This window comes from Autumnicola edwardsiae, from assembly GCF_031846505.1.
GTDB classification, from domain to species: Bacteria; Bacteroidota; Bacteroidia; order Flavobacteriales; family Flavobacteriaceae; genus Autumnicola; species Autumnicola edwardsiae.
On sequence record NZ_JAVRHP010000063.1, the window covers coordinates 1 to 19,617 of the forward strand.

Genomic DNA, 19,617 nt, shown 5'->3' on the forward strand with positions numbered 1-19,617 from the left:
TCCTAAGCGACAAAATTCTGTATGAAATCAAAGACGAAGATTTAGGAATAGAAGCATTGAAAGTAGCCGAGGAAAGGGTGAAATATTTAAAAGCGAACAAGAGCAAATGAAAGTAACAGAGTCAAAGAAAAAATTGGTTAGCGTTTTCGGAAACCTCCATCAATATATGATGAAATTATAATATGATTTAATAAATAATGGCATTACCAATAAACATAGATGAATTACTACACGGCAATACGGTTGAATGGGATCGGATTGAGTTAAAAAAAGGATGGAATCCAGAGGATGTCATTCACTCTTTATGTGCCTACGCTAATGATATTAATAATTGGGATGGAGGTTATGTCATTATTGGAGTAGAAGAAGAAAATGGGAAAGCTAAATTACCCCCAATCGGTTTAGAAGTTAAAGAATTGGATTCCATCCAGAAAAAACTGATTGAACTGTCTCACAAATTAAGCCCTGTATATATTCCTGTTTTTCAGCCTTATTTAATGAACGGGAGGCATATCCTGATTGTTTTTGCCCCCGCTGGAGATAACAGACCCTACAAAGCCCCCATTAGTTTAAGCGAAAAAAGAACTGAAAGAGCAATGTACATCAAGCGAGGTTCAAAAACGTTAAAAGTAAAAGATGGTTCTGATGACGAGAGAAGGTTGATTGAACTCACGGCACGCATTCCATTTGATGACCGAATAAACCAGACCGCAACTTTAGATGATTTGAATTTGCGTTTGATTCAAAACTATTTAAAGGAAGTAATGAGCTCCTTGTATGAAGAGAGTACAAAAATCCCTTTTTCTGAATTGTGCAGACACCTAATGATCGCTAAAGGTTCTAACGAATTATTACGACCTACAAATGCTGGTCTGCTCTTGTTCAATGAGCATCCTGAACATTATTTTTCCGGAGCGAATATTGAATTAGTGATACATAAAAATGAAGTTGGGAAAAATTATACTGAAAAAATAGTTGAAGGTTCTATTATTCAGCAGATTAGGGACGTTTTACAGTATTTTAAATCAAACATTGTCGAAGAATTGGTGGTTAAATCCGCCAAACAAGCTGAATCTATACGTTTCTTCAATTATCCTTTTCAAGCCATAGAAGAGGCAGTGGTCAATGCTGTTTATCATAAAAGCTACGAACGAGAAAACCCTGTGGAAATTCAAATCCATAAAGATAAAATTGAAATATTGAGTTTCCCTGGTCCTATGCCGCCTATTAACCAAGCGATGCTGAAAAAACAAAGAGTAGTGGCACGAGATTACAGAAACCGAAAAATAGGTGGGTTTTTAAAAGAGTTGAAACTCACGGAAGGCAGGGGAACAGGATTTCCTATTATTCACAAAAGTTTAGCCGAAAATGGTTCGCCTCCACCCGTCTTTGAAACAGACGAAAACAACGCCTACTTTTTGTGTATCCTAGCCGTACACCCACTTACCAATTCCATCTTAGGTCAGGAAGATGACCTAAGAAAGGACGAAGGTAAAGCATTGATTTTAAATTCATTAATCGAAATAGATGAACATCTTAGGTCGCAAAAAACACCAAAAAGAGACCAAGTAGCGCCTAAGTTGCTTGAACTTTTAGAATCTATTTATCTAAAGGTACTAAACTATTGTGAAAAGCCACAAAACCGTTTGTCAATTTTGGAAAACTTAGATTTGTATAATAATAGCAGAAATTTCGATACCTACATAAAACCGCTTTTGGAGGTTGACTGGTTAAAACAAACGCTGCCTGATAAGCCAACAAGTAAAAATCAAAAATATTACACTACTGATTTAGGTAAAAAAGTACTCGCTATCTTTTCAGAAGACAGTAATACAGGAATACAAAGAGTTCCAGTAGATTCTTCCAACATTGCGGCTGTTGGCTATGATAAAGAAGCACACATTTTAGAAATAGAATTTCACCACGGAGCTGTTTATCAGTATGTTGATGTACCGGAAAATGTGTATGAGAAACTAATGAGTTCACCTTCTAAAGGAGTATATGTTGCACACGAAATCAAGGAAAAATATAATTATCAAAAGAAATAAACTTAGCGGGTAGTATTTGAAAGAAGCTTTCGACAAGGAGATTAATAGAAATAAATAATTTAGTATGATTACACACGACCCTTCAGAATACATAAGAGGAATTCAACAAATACTTATCTCTGATAAAAAGAAGATAGGTTTCCTTTTTGGTGCAGGGAGTTCATTAGCACTAAAAAATAAAACTTCTCTTACTGTACCTGCAATTGGTAAAATGACATCTGAAATCGTTGAAGAGGTTGGAGAAATAGATGCTAAATACAAAACAGCATTATTAGAAATAAAAGAAGAACTTGGAGAGAAAAACTTCAACATAGAAACAATATTGTCCAATCTTGAACAAAAAGTTTCCTTCATAGGAAAAAGTATACTAAATTCTCTTAACAAAGATGAGTTTGCAGATTTGATTAAAAGAATCAAAAAAGAAGTTAGAAAAAAGGTAAGTGTACACCAAGTTGATTTATGTAATATAGCTTCAAAAAAGGAATTTCGTCAAATAGTGACGAAAGACATAGTATCAGAATTAGTTCAAACAGATTTTGCCAATTGGATTGGTCAAGCGGAAAGAAAATATCCTATTGAGGTTTTTACAACTAATTATGATTTCTTATTTGAGCTTGGATTAGAACATAAAGATATTCCCTATTATGATGGATTTTGCGGAAGTCTTAGAGCCTTTTTTAACCCAGAATCAGTTGAAGATTTTTCGTTTTTATCAAATCAAACAAAATTATGGAAAATCCACGGTTCTTTAGGTTGGCATTTTGATAAGGATACAGAAAAGATAATGAGAGTCAGCCCAGATGACGATGATATATTAATTTATCCTTCTACTCTAAAATACAAAGATTCAAAAAAGCAACCGTATGAAAGTTTGATGGACAGGTTGTCTAATTTCTTGAAGCAAGATGATGCAATACTGATTACCTGTGGTTATTCTTGGGGAGACGAACATATAAATTCACGTATTATTTCAGCATTGAAAACAAATAAGTCATCGCACGTTATAGGTTTAATATTTGATAAATATGATAAAATTGATAAAAATGCCAATGTTTTCAAGATAGCTTTGGACAATCCTAAAGTTTCTGTTTATGCTTCTCGAAGTGCAGTTATTGGTCGTAACTATGGAAAATGGAAATTAAAATCAGAACCATCAAAAGATGATACAGTTAATCTTAATCTCTATTTCGATGAAGATGGGGCTATCGATTTAAGTGAGGAAATTAAAAAAGAAACAAAAGGAGAAGAAATTTGGACGGGAAAAGGTGAATTTATATTACCTGATTTTGGCAAACTCATTAAATTCCTAAATTCTATGGTTAGCGATAACGAAATCAAAAACCTTGGAGAGAATGTCAAAAAATAGAATAACAGAAATAGGTGAAATAGATAGTATTAGCGGAAATAGTATTTCTGTCAAATTGTTTGATAGTATAAAATCCAATATGCCTATCATAGATGGCGTTGTTTATCGTGTGGGGCAGATAGGTTCGTTTGTAAGAATTCCTTTAGGCTATGCCAACCTTTACGGTATAGTAACACAGATAGGTTCTGCCGCTATTCCTGAAAGTTTAAGAGAAGCTGTCGCAAAAGATTATGATGTTTTAAAAAACACACGATGGATAAACATAGTTTTAGCTGGTGAACAGATTGGAAAAAACTTTGAAAGGGGTGTAACGCAATACCCGACAACAGGAGATAAAGTCCATTTGGTAACAATCAAGGACCTTGATATTATCTATGGTGGGTATGAAGAAACTAATTCAATTACTGTTGGAAATATTAGTGTATCGGAAAGTTTAGACGCTAAGGTTGACTTAGATAAACTCATCTCAAGGCATTGTGCTATTGTAGGATCAACTGGTAGTGGTAAATCAAATTCTGTTTCGGTATTACTTCAATCAATAGCTAATAGGGAATTTCCAAGTTCAAGAATTTTGGTAATTGACCCTCACGGTGAGTACAATGATGCCCTTTCAAAACATTCAAAAGTAATAGATGTAAACTCACCAGATGATGAGAATAAGTTACAAATTCCATTTTGGGCTTTACCATTTAATGAATTGATGAAAATATTCTCTGGAAATTTAACCGATCAACAAAGAGAATATATTAGAGAAAAAGTTGTAGAATCAAAAATTAAAAGTGCAGTAGATAATAAAATAGAAGTAACAAAGGAATCTATTACTGCTGATTCTCCAATTCCTTTTAGCATAAAAAAACTTTGGTTCGAATTAACTGATTATGAGAAACGAACATTTACAGATACTACACGAACAACATTAAGTGCATTAATAGTTACAGGAGATGCTGAAAAGTTAATTTCCAATGAATATACTCCCGCTGGAATGGGTAATAGTGCACCATTTTTAAATCAAAAAGCTAAAGGTTTGTTGAGTTTTTTGGATAGTATAAGAAATAGGCTAAATGACGGCAGTTACAGTTTTCTATTCTCTCCTGGAAAGTTAACTCCTGACAAAAATGGTAAAACCGAGGAAGATTTAGATGCTATGTTTTTGAAATGGCTTGGCAACAAATTACCAATAACCATTTTAGATTTATCAGGTATTCCAAGTGAAATAACATCTTCTATATCTGGTACACTTCTGAAAATTATATATGATGGTTTATTTTGGGGTGTTACCACCAAAGTTGGCGGCAAAAATCAACCTTTGTTAATTGTTTTAGAAGAAGCTCATAGTTATTTAAAAGCAGGCGAATATTCAATATCTTCTCGAACAGTTCAAATGATTGCAAAAGAAGGGCGGAAATATGGTGTAGGATTGTTGCTGGTAACTCAAAGACCTTCAGAATTAGACGAAACTGTACTAAGTCAATGTGGTACTATGATTGCGTTACGTATGAACAACTCTAAAGACAGAGGTCATATTCGTTCCGCTGTTCAAGATGAGTTGCAAAGTATGGTGGATTTATTACCAAGTTTGAGAACTGGCGAAGCACTAATTTCAGGAGAAGCAGTGAAGATACCATCACGAGTGAAATTCTTTAAAATCGCAAATGCTCCTAAAAGCTCCGACCCTAAAGCATCTGAAAAATGGTTAGAAAAAATTGATGAACCTAAAAATGAATATAAACAATTATTAAAATCTTGGCGTAATAAAAATTATAAAATATGAGTTTACCAGAAATGAATACAGTTAGTTCATCAAATATTGATAGTATCGGTTATGATGAACAAAATCAAGAAGTCTATGTAAGATTTCTTAATAACAGTCTTTATGTCTATAAAGGCGTTCCCGCACACGAATATCAAAATTTATTGGAAGCTCCTTCTCACGGTTCTTACCTGAACAGGAATTTCAAAAATGTTTATCCATACGAAAGAATTGAATAAATCAATTTAAGTATGAAAAGATATAGAAACTCGGGAGGATATTCGGGTGTTTCAGCCTATGAAATAGGTTCAGATTATATCATTGTGAAATTTTCAGGAACATCTAGATCATATAGATATAGTTATCGGAAAGCTGGACAAAGCCACATAGAAACTATGAAAAGATTAGCCAGAAGTGGTCGGGGATTGAATAGTTACATCAACAGATATGTTAAAAATCTTTATGATTAAGGAATGGATAAAATCAACTTGGAGTTAGAAAATTGCTTTGGGATTAATAAACTTAAACACACATTTGATTTTACACAATCAAATACAATAGTTATTTATGCTTCAAATGGAGTGATGAAAACTTCCTTTGCTAATACATTTCAAGAATTATCTAAAGGAGGAGTGCCAAAAGATAGATTATACGGAAAAACATCTTCTTACTCAATAAAGGTTGAAGATAATGATATAGAAGCCAGTAACATATTAGTTATTAAATCTTTTGAGAACATTAACACCTCTGAAAGTCAATCTAAACTGTTAGTTGATCAAGACTCAAAAGATGAATATGATTCCATTTTCCGAAATTTAATTGAATTAAAGGATAAAATAATAATCGATTTAAACCGCAAGTCTGGAGTTCCTAAAAAAGATATTGAACAAAAATTATTAAGTGACTTTGATAAAAAAAACATCTTCGATCTATTTAGTGATATTTATCAGCAGGAATTGATAGATAACTATTCTTCAATGAAATATGGAGAGTTATTTCATCAAGATGTAATAGATTTTTTATCTAAGCCGAATGTTAAAAACAAAATTGACGAGTACTTTAATACTTATAACGAATTAATTAAAAACTCTTCAGTTTTCAAATCTGGAGTTTTTAATCCAGGAAGAGCAGATACAGTTGCCCAATCATTGAGCAAGGAAAATTATTTTCACGCTAATCATAAAATTCTTCTTGATGGAGATGATAATCCAATTATTGATGATAAGCAACTAGCGTCTAGACTTCTTAAAGAGAAGAAAGTCATTGTTGAAAATGAATATCTTCTTAAAATTGAAAAAGAAATTAAAAAAGTTGCAGTTAAACAGTTCAGAGAAATTATTGAAAAAGAACCTTTAATTGTCTCTGAATATACTGACATTAAAAGCTTTAAGAAAAAAGTTTGGTTTTCATACTTTTCAAATTTACTTTTCTTCTTAACCGAAATAAATGATGCTTACACAACGGGCAAAAAGCGTCTGTCAGAAATTGAACAATCCGCTAGAAATCAAGAAACTGAATGGGATAAAATTGTAACAAAGTTTAATGAAAGGTTTTTCGTTCCATTCGAAGCAATCATTATAAATAAAGACAGTTCTATTTTAGGTAAATCCGCTCCCATAATTGCATTTGAGTTTAAAACCAAAGAAGGGGAGCCATCAATAGTGCTTAATGATGATGAGTTAAACAGGCAAAATTTTTTAAGTCAAGGAGAAAAGAGGGCAATGTATTTAATGAATGTGTTATTTAATATTCAGGCTAAAAAAAAGGATAATAATGAAACATTATTAATCATAGATGATATTGCAGATTCCTTTGACTACAAAAATAAGTATGCTATTATACAATACCTTTCTGACATTCAAAACGACAGTTCCTTTAAACAAATAGTTTTAACTCATAACTATGATTTTTATAGAACCATTCAATCCCGTTTATTAGATGGAAGTGTCAAAAGGGATTGTTCTTTTATGGCACTGAAAAATGAAGATGAAATCACTTTAATAGGTACTGGGCATAATTATCAAAGTGAACCTTTTAATCATTGGAAAAAGAATATGAAAAACCCTTTGATGTTATTGGCATCAATTCCTTTTGTACGCAATTTGATTGAATTTAAGGATGGTAGTTCTTGTAATGATTTTATATTATTGACTTCTTTATTGCATCTCAAAGATGATACAAATTTAATTACAGTAAGAGAACTTAAAACAGTCTATGATAAGGTTATTATTTCAAAAGGATTAGAAGATTATAATCAAAGTAATACCATCAAATCAATTTTTGATGTTGAAGTGAGCAAGCTAGTTTCAGCAACTATTGTTCAGGGGATAAATCTTGAGGAAAAAATTATTCTGTCTATTGCAATTAGGCTAAAAGCAGAGGAATATATGTTTTCTAAAGTAAGTGACAAATCACCTTTTAATAAATACCAAACAACTAAGTTATTTAAAAGATTTAAAAATGAGTTTGTAGGAACAATGGATACTGAAATCAGCAAATTGGACGAAGTTAACCTTATAACACCTGAAAACATTCATATTAATTCCTTTATGTTTGAACCCATAATTGATTTGTCAATAGATCATTTGGCTAAGCTTTATGGTGAGATTAAAAATTTAGTATAAATGGCAACAATAAAAATAAACCAACAGCTCAAAAGAGTTGAAATCAAAGAATTTGAAATCGAGAATCAAATCGTTTTCAATTACTTTGATAATCTTCCTGCATCAGAAAGAGATGAGAAATTATTACGAGCTATATATATTGGTGTTTTAGCATTGATGGAAGACCGAATTTCCTCTTTTCTTTCAAAAACATCTAATGAGTTGGGAACAGAACTCGAAAGTTTGAAGATGATTTTTGAGATGAAGAAAGAACTTTTCTATAAATCAACCATTAAGGGAACATTGGCAGAGGATGAAGTCGCAGAATTCTTAAATCAATATTTTCTAGATAAGCGCTTAAAAGACCGAGCCTTTTTAATGGGTAATACAGCAGGTAATTTGCCCCGAAATAAAACAGGCGATATTATCTGTGAAGTCAACGGAACACCCGATATAAAAATTGCAATTGAATGTAAATTTGATAAAAGTGTTCGATTAGGAAACATTGAAAGCAAAGATATTTTTACCCGAAAATCAGATACCGCTTGGAGTCAATTAATAGAAACTCAAGCCAACAGAGACAGTAAAGTGAGTTTAATTGTGTTTGATATTTCATTAGTTGAAAACTCTATTCTTAAGAATTTTGAAAATGTAGGTTATATTCCCGGAGTTGGATTTGTTGCCATTATCAATTCTCAAAAAGGAGATTACAGCAATTTAGCCATTGCCTATATGTTGGCTCGTGACATTGCCTTAAATGCAAAGGAAGTCGAACTGGACAAAGATATTTTGGCAATGATGGTAAACCGTATCATTAAAGACATAAACGAAGTTTTGACTATAAAATCACTCGTTCAGAATAACATTGACAACAACAAAGCGATTTTAAAGCAATTGGAAAAATCCATCCTTTTAATGGAATTCAACCAAGATTATTTAAAACGCTTTTTAAGTCAGGGAACATTAACCAAAAAAGACTTGCTAGATTTTTATTCGGGAGAAGATGTAAAAGACAAATACAGATTAATTGAAAAGGAAATCAATGAACTATAAACTTCCTTCCAATGAATATTCCCCCCTTATCTCAAATTCAAATCTTCCGTTCTCTTTTCAAAGGGCGTGAAGATGTATTTGCAGTTCGTTGGGAGAAAGGGAAGAAATCTGGCTATATGCCAGCATATTTTTATGACCCTTATCGATTTCGGGTGCATAAAATGAATGGAGGGACATTTCGGAATTTTACCGAAAAGTCTTATCTAAAACTTACAGATAAACAAATACAAAAGCATTTAGACGGTTTTCATCAGATTGGAGTTTACCCCTTATTACAAGACAACACCACTTGGTTTTTAGTAGCAGATTTCGATAAAGCCAATTGGAAAAATGAAGCTCTTACTTTTCTTAAAGCCTGTAAGGAAAATGAAATTCCGGCCTACTTGGAGCGTTCCCGTTCGGGAAATGGCGGGCACGTTTGGATATTTTTTAATAAACCCTATCCTGCCATAAGAAGTCGAAAAATATTCATTTCTATTTTAGAACAATCTGGAGCGTTTTCAATGTTTGACAAAAGTTCAAGTTTTGATAGACTGTTTCCTAATCAAGATTTTCTTTCGGGTAAAGGCTTCGGAAATCTAATTGCTTTACCGCTTTATAAATCAACCTTTGAAAAGGGAAATAGCTGCTTTGTTGATCCCGAATCATTTGAACAATTAAATGATCAATGGAATTTTATGGCAACTATTCAAAAGGTTTCCACGGACTATTTAGAGGAAATTTATAATAGACTAGCGCCTGATGCTGGTAAAATAAAACCGCAAACAACAAATGGAAAACTTAGTATTTATTTAAGTAATACTATAAGAATCAGCAGAATTGGATTAACACCTACGCTTACCCATTTTCTGAAAGAAGAATTAAATTTTGCCAATTCTGAGTTTTTCATCAAAAAGAAATCAGGAAGGAATACATTTGAAACAGCTCGTTATTTTAAAATGATTGAGGAATCAGAAAATGAAATCTTTATTCCTCGAGGATTTATAGGCAAGCTTTTGAGGTTTTGTAAAGAATCACAAATTGAATTTGAATTTGTTGATGGAAGAAAACTTAAGCCGTCAATTCCCTTCGCGTTTAATGCTGCGTTGCGAAATCACCAACTAGGTGTAATCGATACGATTTCTAAAAAGGATTACGGGGTAATTGTAGCTCCACCAAATTCTGGAAAAACAGTGATTGGTCTAAAAATAGTTGCCGATAAAAGACAACCGGCACTTATTATTGTTCACCGAAAACATCTATTAAAACAATGGATAGAAAGGATTGAAGCATTTTTGGGTATTCCGAAAAAAAATATAGGCGTTATCGGTCAAGGGAAGTCAAAAATTGGCAAACAAATTACTGTTGCAACAATTCAAAGTTTACCTAAACAAATAGAATCTGTTCAAAATCAATTTGGAACCATCATTGTGGATGAATGCCATCACGTTCCTGCCAAAACTTTCAGAAATACGATTGAGAAATTAGAAACCTATTATTTATATGGATTAACCGCAACTCCTTTCAGAAAGTACAGCGATGGTAAAATGATTTTCACACATTTGGGAAAGATTATTGCGAATATTCAACCCACCGAAATTGAAGACTATAAACAGGCAAAAATCGTCATTAAAGACACAGAATTAGATGTTCCCTATAATTCTAAAACCGATAATTTTGAAGTGTTATCAAAAATATTAGTTCACGATACCGCACGAAATAAGATTATACTTGAAGATATAAAAACGGAACTGAATCAGGGTAAGAAAGCGGTTATCATCACCGAACGAAAAGAGCACATTGATACGCTGTATTTATTTTTAAAACAATCGTATGAAGCTATTACGCTGAGCGGAGAAGATTCAGAAACTTCAAAAGAAGCCAAATGGAAAATATTACAAGAAGGCAACTTTCAGGTTTTAATTACAACAGGACAATATTTCGGTGAAGGAACAGATTTACAAAATATTAGCTGTTTGTTTTTGGTCTATCCATTTTCTTTTGAAGGCAAACTAATCCAATATATTGGTAGGGTACAACGCTCGGAAATAAATCCAACCATTTATGATTATCGAGATTATAAAATTGATTATCTCAACAGACTTTTCTTAAAACGAAATACGTATTATCGAAAAATCAGTAAACAAGCAACTTTGTTTGATGAACCCAAGGAAGAAATCCCAACTTCAAATCACGTCTTAACTATAGAAAAGAAAATCAAAGTTCCAATTCAAAAATTGGAGTTTCATTATGGAAGTGTGACGTTCAAATATCCAGTTGTTGAAATGAATACCGAACTGGAATTTCAGGTTGAAAACAATGAAATTAGACCAGAATTTGAGGTGCTAAAACCATATCTTATTAAAACATTCAAATCAAAGAATATTTCAGTGGAATTGTCTGCCGAGTTTGAAAACGGAAAATTGGTTTCTCAATTAGCACAATCAACTGATGTTGATCGTATTAATAAAGAGGTAGTTGAAGGAGTGAAATTTCAGTTTCTGAATAAAGGATTGCTCAAGCAGTTCAGTCCAAAAAATCAAAACATCCTAACTTCTAATCAATTACAAGAGCAGGGTGAAATTTACGCTAACGCAGAAGATTTGTTGAATGAAATTTTGAAAAACAAGCAATACAAACATTCACAAAACATTCGATATTTGGCTGACAGGCACGAAAGTTCGATAATGAAAATTCGTTTTGTATTGAATCCATTTTCATTTGTATTTCTGCTTGCGGGAGAGAGTAATCATTTTATTATTTTGGAAACGTTAGACACAGAAGAAGCCACTTATATTTGGCATACTCCTAAAAACCAAGAATCTTTAATTGGGGAAGTGAAACAAATTGATAACCAATTAAGTATTATTAAAGAAAAAGGAAGACAGACATTTTTAGAAAAAAGCCCTGAAAACTTTACTAGAATTCTCCACGATTATTCAGACAACAAAAAAGGGTTCATAATATGGAAATTTGCATTAGAAGAAATAATTTAGTACAACCCCAGACGTAAGTTAATTTACAATTAATCACTAATTGTCTATTGAGTTTGTAAATTATCAGAATAGCTATTCTTTTTGAACACGAGTCTCGTTCTTAAAAAATAATTTCAATATTTTTTGTATCTTTATGATATTAAAGGAGATCAAATTATATCTCCAAAGTTCTTTTTCGGTTTGAGTGTGCAATCCGGTGTACATAAATTGAAACAATATCCTAAAAATCTGAATAACAGTATTTTAAAAATAAGTGGCTCGTTCTGCCACCCCGACTTTTTGAGTATCAAAATACATCAAAAAACACCTAAATAAATGATTTTCAGTGCTTTTAGCAAAACTGGGAATCATTTTCTTTTGTTTGATATCAAATAAAATGTGACCTGTTCGGTTACCTAATCGGTTACCTATTTTTTCTTACCTTTCCTTAGCCTTGGGGCTTTAGCGTGATTTGACTTTCGATAATTATGTTAAATCGGTTACCTAAATGAAAGGCAATGAAAACAAAACCCACTTTTCGTATTCTCTTTTGGCTAAATATGTCCAAGAAAAAAGATACACTCGCACCTATTTATGCCAGGGTTACTGTCAATGGCCGTAGGGCAGAAATCAGTTTAAGTAGGCAATGTCATCCAGAATCCTGGGATGATCGCGCTCATAGGTTAAAAGGAAGAAACCTTGAAGCGACAACTTTGAATAACTATTTGGATGCCAAATATGCAAAACTGCTTCAGTGTTATGAAGACCTGCTCAAAGAAGACGGTATTATAACAGCCCGGGCTATTAAAGCACGTTTTCTTGGAGCTGATGCGACTTTCAAATCCCTCCAGGATGTCATTGAGCATCATAAATCCACCATGGGCGATATTCTAAAACACGGGACCTTGAAAAACTATGGAGCTACTGAAAAGTATTTACTGGACTATCTTGCCAGGGAGCATAAGACTAACAATATCTATTTAAAAAACATCTCTTACCAGTTTGTTACTGGTTTTGACAAGTTCTTACGGAGGCAAAAAGATAAAGCCGGCAAAAAACAGTTGAGTAATAATGGGATTATGAAACATATGGAACGTTTCAAGAAACTTACCAACTTATCCATTAAGTTGGGCTGGATGGACAAAGATCCTTTCCGTGATTACAAAATGAAATTTGAAAAGTTCGATCGTGCTTATTTAAATCAAAGGGAGCTAAATTATATTGAAGAGACACGATTCTCACGTATAACTTTGGAAACCACAAAAGATATTTTTCTTTTTGCCTGCTATACAGGTTTGTCTTATATAGATGTAAAGCAACTTACCACAGATAACCTGATCAAAGGAGTGAATGGAAAGAACTGGATTTACTGCAGGCGGGAAAAGAGCCAAACTCCGATGAAGATCCCTTTACTCGAGAAGGCAGAAAATATTCTACAAAAGTATCAGAACCCCATTTCAGAATTCCTTTTGCCGGTTTACAGCAACCAAAAAACAAATAGTTACCTGAAAGAAATAGCCACTCAGTGTCAGATTCCAAAAAAGCTCAGTTTTCACGTTGCCAGGCATACGTTTGCCACCACTATAACTCTTTCCAACGGAGTTCCCATAGAAACTGTTTCCAAGCTCCTGGGCCACTCTAAATTATCCACAACACAAATCTATGCACGTGTAGTAGATCAAAAGATTGGAGACGATATGGATTTACTTCAGTCTAAACTCTCCTAAAAAGAAATGATGAACTGATGCGAGATTAATAACGCCTAGAGCGCCAATTATAGTGGGGTTTGCACAGCAGTTGGTCACTAGCATCAGCATTACGGTGAACTAAGCCTCTGGAATTACCTTTTGTATTTCTTTATTTTTTGATGAATGATGACAGATAGTTATATAGACCAATAATATTAAGGGTTTTGCCCGGCATCGTTTTGTCATCAAAAATACACGATGCTGAAGGTTGGATAGATTTAGCAGAGTTTGCTATAAAAAGGCTAGCAAAAAAAGAAAAAAACAACCTTGAAAAGCCGTAGGGCTTTAATAATATGTATTTTTTTAAAAAACTAATTACCTATTTACCTAAAGCTTCGGCTCTCCTTATTTTGCTAAGGTTGCGCCTGGGTAAATAGAAAATAAACTATTTACCTTATCTACCACAGAATTGGGTAATTAGTAAATTACGGGAATTTTATTCAATCCCTTTATTTACAAGGCCTGGGTAATTAGGTAGTTAGATTTCGAAAAATTAAAAAATTCAACAACAACCTTAGAACCTAATAATGCCGTTTGGAAAGGGAGTAGTAAAATAAAGAAAAGTTTTCCGACAAAAATGGATTTTAAATTTTACCTGAATCAAAAGCCCCATATCTACCGAACTAATACTATGAAATGTCTACTGGAGAAAATTCTATTTTAAATTTTCGCAACCTCCGGGCGCAAAGTTAAAATGTCATGACAATGACACATCTTGCTTCCCTTTCTTTAATGCATTTGGAAAACGAGCTACTAATTCAGTTTAATAATTTCGAGGTTTTACTCAAAGAAAAATTTTAACTGCCTAAGTTCACCATCACCTAAATAATAAAATTTACTTTTTTCATCTTGAGCATTTTCCTTTTGCCGACGAAAAGAAAAAATATTATAGATCAGGATGAACTGGTTTATTATGCTATTTTTATTTACTTCTTCCAGAGCCGTCGCATTACCTTTTGTTGCCATTCATCTTCAAGCTTTTAAATTATAGAGGAGTTATAAAAGCGTAGCGGTTATGCACTCCGGTTAATTTAAAAGCTTGTTTTTTAGCAGCAAAAGGTAAGGTGAAGCAAGAATTTAAAAAAAAACTCTGAAATCCTGATCGGTGAATTTTAGTTACCGCCTAGCGGACTTGAACCAAAAAGCTTTTCGATATTATTTTTTCAGTTTTTTAATAATCTAAGCTTTTTTGGCTCGTGTCCAAGACAATTAGTAATGAACCTCTTTTGCTGAAATGGAGCTTTTGCGAAGTGGAAGTAAAAGTGGTGAGTGACATTTGATTTTACCATAATGGATACCTTTTTAATACTTACTGGCTACAGTTCTCTTGATTTTACAGCCCCTTCCAGCGGGATATATCCACTGGGGTGGATAGATTTCGAATTTAGATAGTATGTAAGTCACTTATATTCAGATAAATAAATATTAGGGGAGTCAAATGACATCGCTCTGCGTGTCATCCTCTTGCTATTCCCCTCCTCATTAAGAGGAAGGAAATACTTTACTAATTTTTATAAAAATTTTTTTCAAACCTATAAGTATAAGTCCTCGTCTAAAAACAGACATTATTTTATCTACAAATTGAGCCAACCCGCAGACCCATTTTTCATAAAGCTGTTTTTCCTGTTTTAGGAGTGCTTTTTTCTGTACTCCCTGGGAGTTCAATTATTCAATTTTCGAAAAGCTGCATTAAAACGATTGATAGAATGAAATCCACAATCAAAAGCTATATCGGCAATTTTATCATTTATGGTAATTAATTTCCGTTGAGAGTGCATTATTCTTTCCTGAATTATATAATCATTAATTGTTGTATCAAAAGCTTTTTTAAAAATCACGTTAGCATAATCAGGGTGTAGCCCTATTTCCCTTCCGATATCAGTGATTTTAATGGGTTTCATAAAATTTTGAGCGATATATAATGCAATTTGTTCAACCTTGCTTATTTCATCTATTTTAATCTGTAAACGCTCATCCTTTTTTAGTGGGGAAAGCCTAGAGGTCAACCGAAGTAATCTCGCTCGCATTTCATAGAGAGTGGCTTCCGTTGGGTAATCTTCAGCAAGATCTTTTACCCAGTTTTCAAAAAGAAATTTATCATACGTCGAATGCTCTTCTGAATCTTCTATAACAACTTGACCTTTAAGTATTCTATCAACAAAAAAAGAAGGTAGTTTCCATTCTAAAAATTGTGTCAACGGAATAGTGCATACATAATACGGAGCAGATTTTGTAAAATGTACAATTTGGTGTGGTACAAGACCCCAGAACAGAGAAAAACTGTTTTCAGGAATGATGACTTTAGATCCTTGAAAAAGATAGGTGATGCTTCCACTCGTAAAATAATTTATTTCAATCTCATTGTGTCTATCCGGTTTTTTCATCAAGTTGGGCATCGATTGTTCACATGTTAAACCATATGGTCTAAATTCACTTCGTCTTTCATCAAATTTGTGTAGTTTCTCGGTATTCGACATGTTTGTTTAGATATAAGATTAGTTATGTTAATATATCGATACTAAATTTACCCTTATTTAAAAAACATCCAGCTATTAACTGGAAAAAACTTGCAGGTCCATGCTACGAAAAAAAATTAAATATTTATTTATTCTTTTGATTGTCTTTTCTATAACAGTTTCTTGTAAGTCCATTGTAGAAAAGGAGCAAAGTTCAACCTCAGAGGTAAGTTATATTAAGCCCAGAATCATAAACACTACAGATCTTGGTGCCGATCCAGACGATGAACAATCTATGGTACGCCAATTGGTTAGCGCTAATGAATTTGATATTGAAGGCTTAATCGTAGCTACCGGTTGCTGGAAAAAATCACAGAACAACACGGATATGCTGGACAAGCTTGTGGAAGCTTATTCGCAGGCATACCCTAACCTCAAAATCCATGCTGACGGATACCCTTCACCAGAACACTTAAGATCTATCTCTGTTATGGGACAGGATGAATATGGGATGGCTGATGTAGGTTCAGGTAAAGATAGCCCTGGTTCTGAACTGATTATCCAGGCAGTAGATAAAGATGATCCACGCCCTGTTTGGGTGATGGGGTGGGGTGGCATGAACACCGTAGCGCAGGCAATCTGGAAAGTTCAGGAAACTCGTTCTCCAGCCGAATTCGAAAAATTTCTTGGCAAATTGCGCCTTTTCGATATTCTTGGTCAGGGTGATTCGGGTGCCTGGATCGCAAAAAACTTTCCGGAAGTTTTTTATATACGCGCCACCGAAGTATACGGGTGGGCTCCTTCTGATGAGTATATCGATAAACATATTCAAAGCCATGGCCCCTTGGGTGCTGCATATCCAGACCGCAAATATGCTACTGAAGGGGACACTCCTGCATTTATGCATGTATATCCTACAGGACTTAATGACCCGGAGCAAATCGAACAGGGGGGCTGGGGTGGCCGATTTAGCTTTGCCAAAAAAGAGGGTATCCGAAGCATGTCGTGCGTGGAAAAAGAGAACGAAACCAAATATGATCCGTATTATATGTACGGGAACACCGCAGAAGGATCAGAAGCGATAAAACGATGGAGGAGTGAAGCTTATAATAATGATTTTGCGGCCAGAATGGACTGGAGCATTACCGAAGATTATTCAGATGCCAACCATCATCCTGTAGCTGTGTTAAACGGGGATCAAACCCGGCAGGTTCTGAAAATTAAAGCTGCTCCAGGTTCCACTGTTGCACTTAGCGCAGCGGGTTCCAGTGATCCTGATGGTAATGCTATTAGCTACTCCTGGTCCTTTTATGACGAACCTAGTTCCTATGATGGACCCGTAAAAATTCAAAATAGTTCCTCACACTCTGCCACTGTTGAAATTCCTGAAGATGCTGGAAATAAATCCATTCATGTCATACTGGAAGTTCATGATGACGGGGAACCAAATTTATATGCCTATCGGCGTGTGATAATTAGTGTCAATTAACTATTCCTGCATACTAATCTGTTATGTTTATTGGAAAATAGAAAACTATAATTTTAAGAGAAGAATGAAGTTCCTTAGTCTATTTATCATTTATTTCTTATTCCTATCAGTTTCGTATTCGCAACCTGCGACTATAATGGGAATTGTTAAAGATAAGTCTACATTGCTTCCGGTTAAAGGAGCTGAAGTTAAATTGCTAAAATCAGACGTCAATGTTAAAACTGATAAAGAGGGAAAATTTGAAATAGAAATTACTGCTCTATCAACCTCTCATCCTATTGATACACTAATTGTTTCAGATAATCGGTACTGGCCTCAGCAGGTAAAACTGCAAGGTTTAGATACATCAAATCTGGAGATTAAACTCAATGCTGCAAAGCACAGACTAATTGTAACTTCCGATCTTGGGGGCGCAGATCCTGACGATGAACAGTCGATGGTTCACCTGTTGCTTGGCGCTAACGAATTTGATCTGGAAGGATTGATCATGGGATTAGCCTGGCTAAAAGCTGATCAAAACCAGCCGGGAATTGAACCACTGCGAGCGATAATTGATGCCTACGAAAAGGTGTATCCAAACTTAAAAATACATGCTAATGGATATCCTAGTCCAGGTTATCTACGTTCCATCGTAGCCGTGGGACAGACCTTACCAAACATGTCAGGCGTAGGAGCCGATAAAACTTCCCCAGGTTCAGAATTGATAATTAGGGTAGTCGATAATGCAGAGGATCCACGTCCGGTTTGGTTGAATGCCTGGGGAGGTGCAAATACTATTGCACAGGCGCTATGGACAGTGAAACAAAACCGTTCTGAAGAGGAGGTGTCTCGATTCATCAACAAGATCAGAATATTTGATATACTTGGACAGGATGATGCTGGGGCCTGGCTGGCAAAAACTTTTCCTGAGTTAATTTATATACGTACTAAATCTATTTACGGTTGGGCTCCCTCTGATGATTGGATAAGCAATAACGTCCAAAGCCACGGACCGATGGGTGAAGTTTATCCCAACAGGAGATGGGCTACAGAAGGGGATTCCCCAGCTTTTTTTCATTTATGGTCCAATGGTTTAAATGATCCTGATGAAATTGATCAAGGAGGTTGGGGCGGACGCTTTAAAACCAAAAAGGAGGATGGCATAAGGGTAATGGATATAGCTGCCAAAACACCTGGGCTGAATGAAAAACGTTATGATCCGTACTATATGTTTACGAATACTTATGAAGGTATGGAAGCGATTAATCGTTGGAAGCAGCATATCCACAACAATCTGGAGACCCGTATGGACTGGAGTATTTCAGTAAACCAGGAAGATGCCAACCATCATCCTGTAGCTTTTTTAAATGGAGATGAAACAATGCAAATATTAGAAATAAAAGCCGCACCCGGTTCAACTGTTGCACTTAGCGCGGCAGGTTCCAGTGATCCAGATAGAGACAGTTTACAATATTCCTGGTCCTTTTATGACGAACCAAGTACTTATAGCGGTTTAGTTGAAATAAAAAATAGGTCCACTTCTAGAGCTAGAATTAATATTCCTGAAGACGCAGGAGGTAAATATATCCATATTATTTTAGAAGTTCATGATAATGGAACCCCGAATTTATTTACCTATCGACGTGCAATTATCGACGTACAGTCAATAAATCATTAATTTTTATGATATTTTTTCAAAAAAAATAAAATATTCTAGCATTTGAATGATTCATCTGATATAGAAACCCAATTTAAGGAATCTTTTGTTTAACTTTTTGAGACTGAAATTTTTTTTGAGTTAAAAGAGTCATTGTAGCGAGGTGTCTCTTTTATTTTTTATATTTAAACCTGTCATTTATATCATTCTAAAAGTAACCTATTCGGTTACCTGGAGGAAAGAAAATAAAGAAAAGTACTGGATTTATTGGTCTTACGGGAGCGGCAAATTAACCCTGCCACCCCGACTTTAACAAGTTACATTTTAACACATTTAAAGGGTAATTATATGGTTTACGTATAGTTACCCTTTATTTTTGGCTCAAATTTTAACAAACGGTGTTAAAATTCATGTGAGTTCATCGTGAGTTCACTGTTAATTTGTGAGTTTATCGTGAGCTAATTTTTTATATATTTATTTAGCCGATGCTCCATAGCGCGTATTGGTGGTTTGA

Annotated in this window: 12 protein-coding genes; 10 read left to right on the plus strand and 2 right to left on the minus strand. The window is 34.3% G+C overall.

Annotated features, from left to right (window positions below):
- The first annotated feature begins 197 nt into the window (after positions 1-197).
- The 8 genes from RM529_RS11770 to RM529_RS11805 all read left to right on the plus strand — a co-directional run bounded on the left by RM529_RS11770 (position 198) and on the right by RM529_RS11805 (position 13,501).
- Complete coding sequence (locus tag RM529_RS11770) at positions 198-2,048, plus strand: KTSC domain-containing protein (protein WP_311484988.1); 1,851 nt, start codon at positions 198-200, stop codon at positions 2,046-2,048.
- Between the two features lie 64 nt (positions 2,049-2,112).
- Positions 2,113-3,414, plus strand: a complete 1,302-nt coding sequence (locus RM529_RS11775; RefSeq protein ID WP_311484989.1) for an SIR2 family protein — start codon at positions 2,113-2,115, stop codon at positions 3,412-3,414.
- Positions 3,401-5,185, plus strand: a complete 1,785-nt coding sequence (locus RM529_RS11780) for an ATP-binding protein (RefSeq protein WP_311484990.1) — start codon at positions 3,401-3,403, stop codon at positions 5,183-5,185. Before RM529_RS11775 ends, RM529_RS11780 begins: the two co-directional genes overlap by 14 nt.
- Positions 5,182-5,403: a KTSC domain-containing protein gene (locus tag RM529_RS11785; protein WP_311484991.1), complete on the plus strand. Its 222-nt coding sequence runs from the start codon at positions 5,182-5,184 to the stop codon at positions 5,401-5,403. Before RM529_RS11780 ends, RM529_RS11785 begins: the two co-directional genes overlap by 4 nt.
- Before the next feature lie 234 nt (positions 5,404-5,637).
- Positions 5,638-7,788 (plus strand): hypothetical protein, encoded by a 2,151-nt coding sequence (locus RM529_RS11790; protein ID WP_311484992.1) that lies wholly within the window; start codon positions 5,638-5,640, stop codon positions 7,786-7,788.
- Positions 7,789-8,820 (plus strand): hypothetical protein, encoded by a 1,032-nt coding sequence (locus RM529_RS11795; RefSeq protein ID WP_311484993.1) that lies wholly within the window; start codon positions 7,789-7,791, stop codon positions 8,818-8,820. It begins immediately after the preceding gene.
- A gap of 11 nt (positions 8,821-8,831) precedes the next feature.
- The gene (locus tag RM529_RS11800) at positions 8,832-11,795 is read left to right on the plus strand and encodes a TOTE conflict system archaeo-eukaryotic primase domain-containing protein (protein ID WP_311484994.1); all 2,964 of its coding nucleotides are present in this window, start codon (positions 8,832-8,834) and stop codon (positions 11,793-11,795) included.
- A gap of 497 nt (positions 11,796-12,292) precedes the next feature.
- A complete protein-coding gene (locus RM529_RS11805) occupies positions 12,293-13,501 on the plus strand; it encodes a site-specific integrase (protein WP_311484995.1) in 1,209 nt (402 codons plus the stop codon).
- An 801-nt stretch (positions 13,502-14,302) separates the two neighbouring features.
- Here RM529_RS11805 and RM529_RS11810 read toward each other — a convergent pair.
- Together RM529_RS11810 and RM529_RS11815 are read right to left on the minus strand one after the other, a co-directional pair.
- The gene (locus RM529_RS11810) at positions 14,303-14,488 is read right to left on the minus strand and encodes a hypothetical protein (RefSeq protein WP_311484996.1); all 186 of its coding nucleotides are present in this window, start codon (positions 14,486-14,488) and stop codon (positions 14,303-14,305) included.
- 695 nt (positions 14,489-15,183) lie between these two features.
- The gene (locus RM529_RS11815) at positions 15,184-15,906 is read right to left on the minus strand and encodes a helix-turn-helix domain-containing protein (RefSeq protein ID WP_311484997.1); all 723 of its coding nucleotides are present in this window, start codon (positions 15,904-15,906) and stop codon (positions 15,184-15,186) included.
- A 193-nt stretch (positions 15,907-16,099) separates the two neighbouring features.
- On the opposite strand from RM529_RS11815, the gene RM529_RS11820 reads away from it, so the two are divergent.
- A complete protein-coding gene (locus RM529_RS11820; protein ID WP_311484998.1) occupies positions 16,100-17,467 on the plus strand; it encodes a nucleoside hydrolase-like domain-containing protein in 1,368 nt (455 codons plus the stop codon).
- Between the two features lie 136 nt (positions 17,468-17,603).
- Complete coding sequence (locus RM529_RS11825; RefSeq protein ID WP_311484999.1) at positions 17,604-19,124, plus strand: nucleoside hydrolase-like domain-containing protein; 1,521 nt, start codon at positions 17,604-17,606, stop codon at positions 19,122-19,124.
- Positions 19,125-19,617 lie beyond the last annotated feature (493 nt).

Excerpts from the sequence above, each read along its gene's own strand:
- RM529_RS11770 (WP_311484988.1), top strand. The coding sequence starts at position 198 with ATGGCATTACCAATAAACATAGATGAATTACTACACGGCAATACGGTT.
- RM529_RS11775 (WP_311484989.1), top strand. The coding sequence starts at position 2,113 with ATGATTACACACGACCCTTCAGAATACATAAGAGGAATTCAACAAATA.
- RM529_RS11780 (WP_311484990.1), top strand. The coding sequence starts at position 3,401 with ATGTCAAAAAATAGAATAACAGAAATAGGTGAAATAGATAGTATTAGC.
- RM529_RS11785 (WP_311484991.1), top strand. The coding sequence starts at position 5,182 with ATGAGTTTACCAGAAATGAATACAGTTAGTTCATCAAATATTGATAGT.
- RM529_RS11790 (WP_311484992.1), top strand. The coding sequence starts at position 5,638 with ATGGATAAAATCAACTTGGAGTTAGAAAATTGCTTTGGGATTAATAAA.
- RM529_RS11795 (WP_311484993.1), top strand. The coding sequence starts at position 7,789 with ATGGCAACAATAAAAATAAACCAACAGCTCAAAAGAGTTGAAATCAAA.
- RM529_RS11800 (WP_311484994.1), top strand. The coding sequence starts at position 8,832 with ATGAATATTCCCCCCTTATCTCAAATTCAAATCTTCCGTTCTCTTTTC.
- RM529_RS11805 (WP_311484995.1), top strand. The coding sequence starts at position 12,293 with ATGAAAACAAAACCCACTTTTCGTATTCTCTTTTGGCTAAATATGTCC.
- RM529_RS11810 (WP_311484996.1), bottom strand. The coding sequence starts at position 14,488 with ATGGCAACAAAAGGTAATGCGACGGCTCTGGAAGAAGTAAATAAAAAT.
- RM529_RS11815 (WP_311484997.1), bottom strand. The coding sequence starts at position 15,906 with ATGAAAAAACCGGATAGACACAATGAGATTGAAATAAATTATTTTACG.
- RM529_RS11820 (WP_311484998.1), top strand. The coding sequence starts at position 16,100 with ATGCTACGAAAAAAAATTAAATATTTATTTATTCTTTTGATTGTCTTT.
- RM529_RS11825 (WP_311484999.1), top strand. The coding sequence starts at position 17,604 with ATGGGAATTGTTAAAGATAAGTCTACATTGCTTCCGGTTAAAGGAGCT.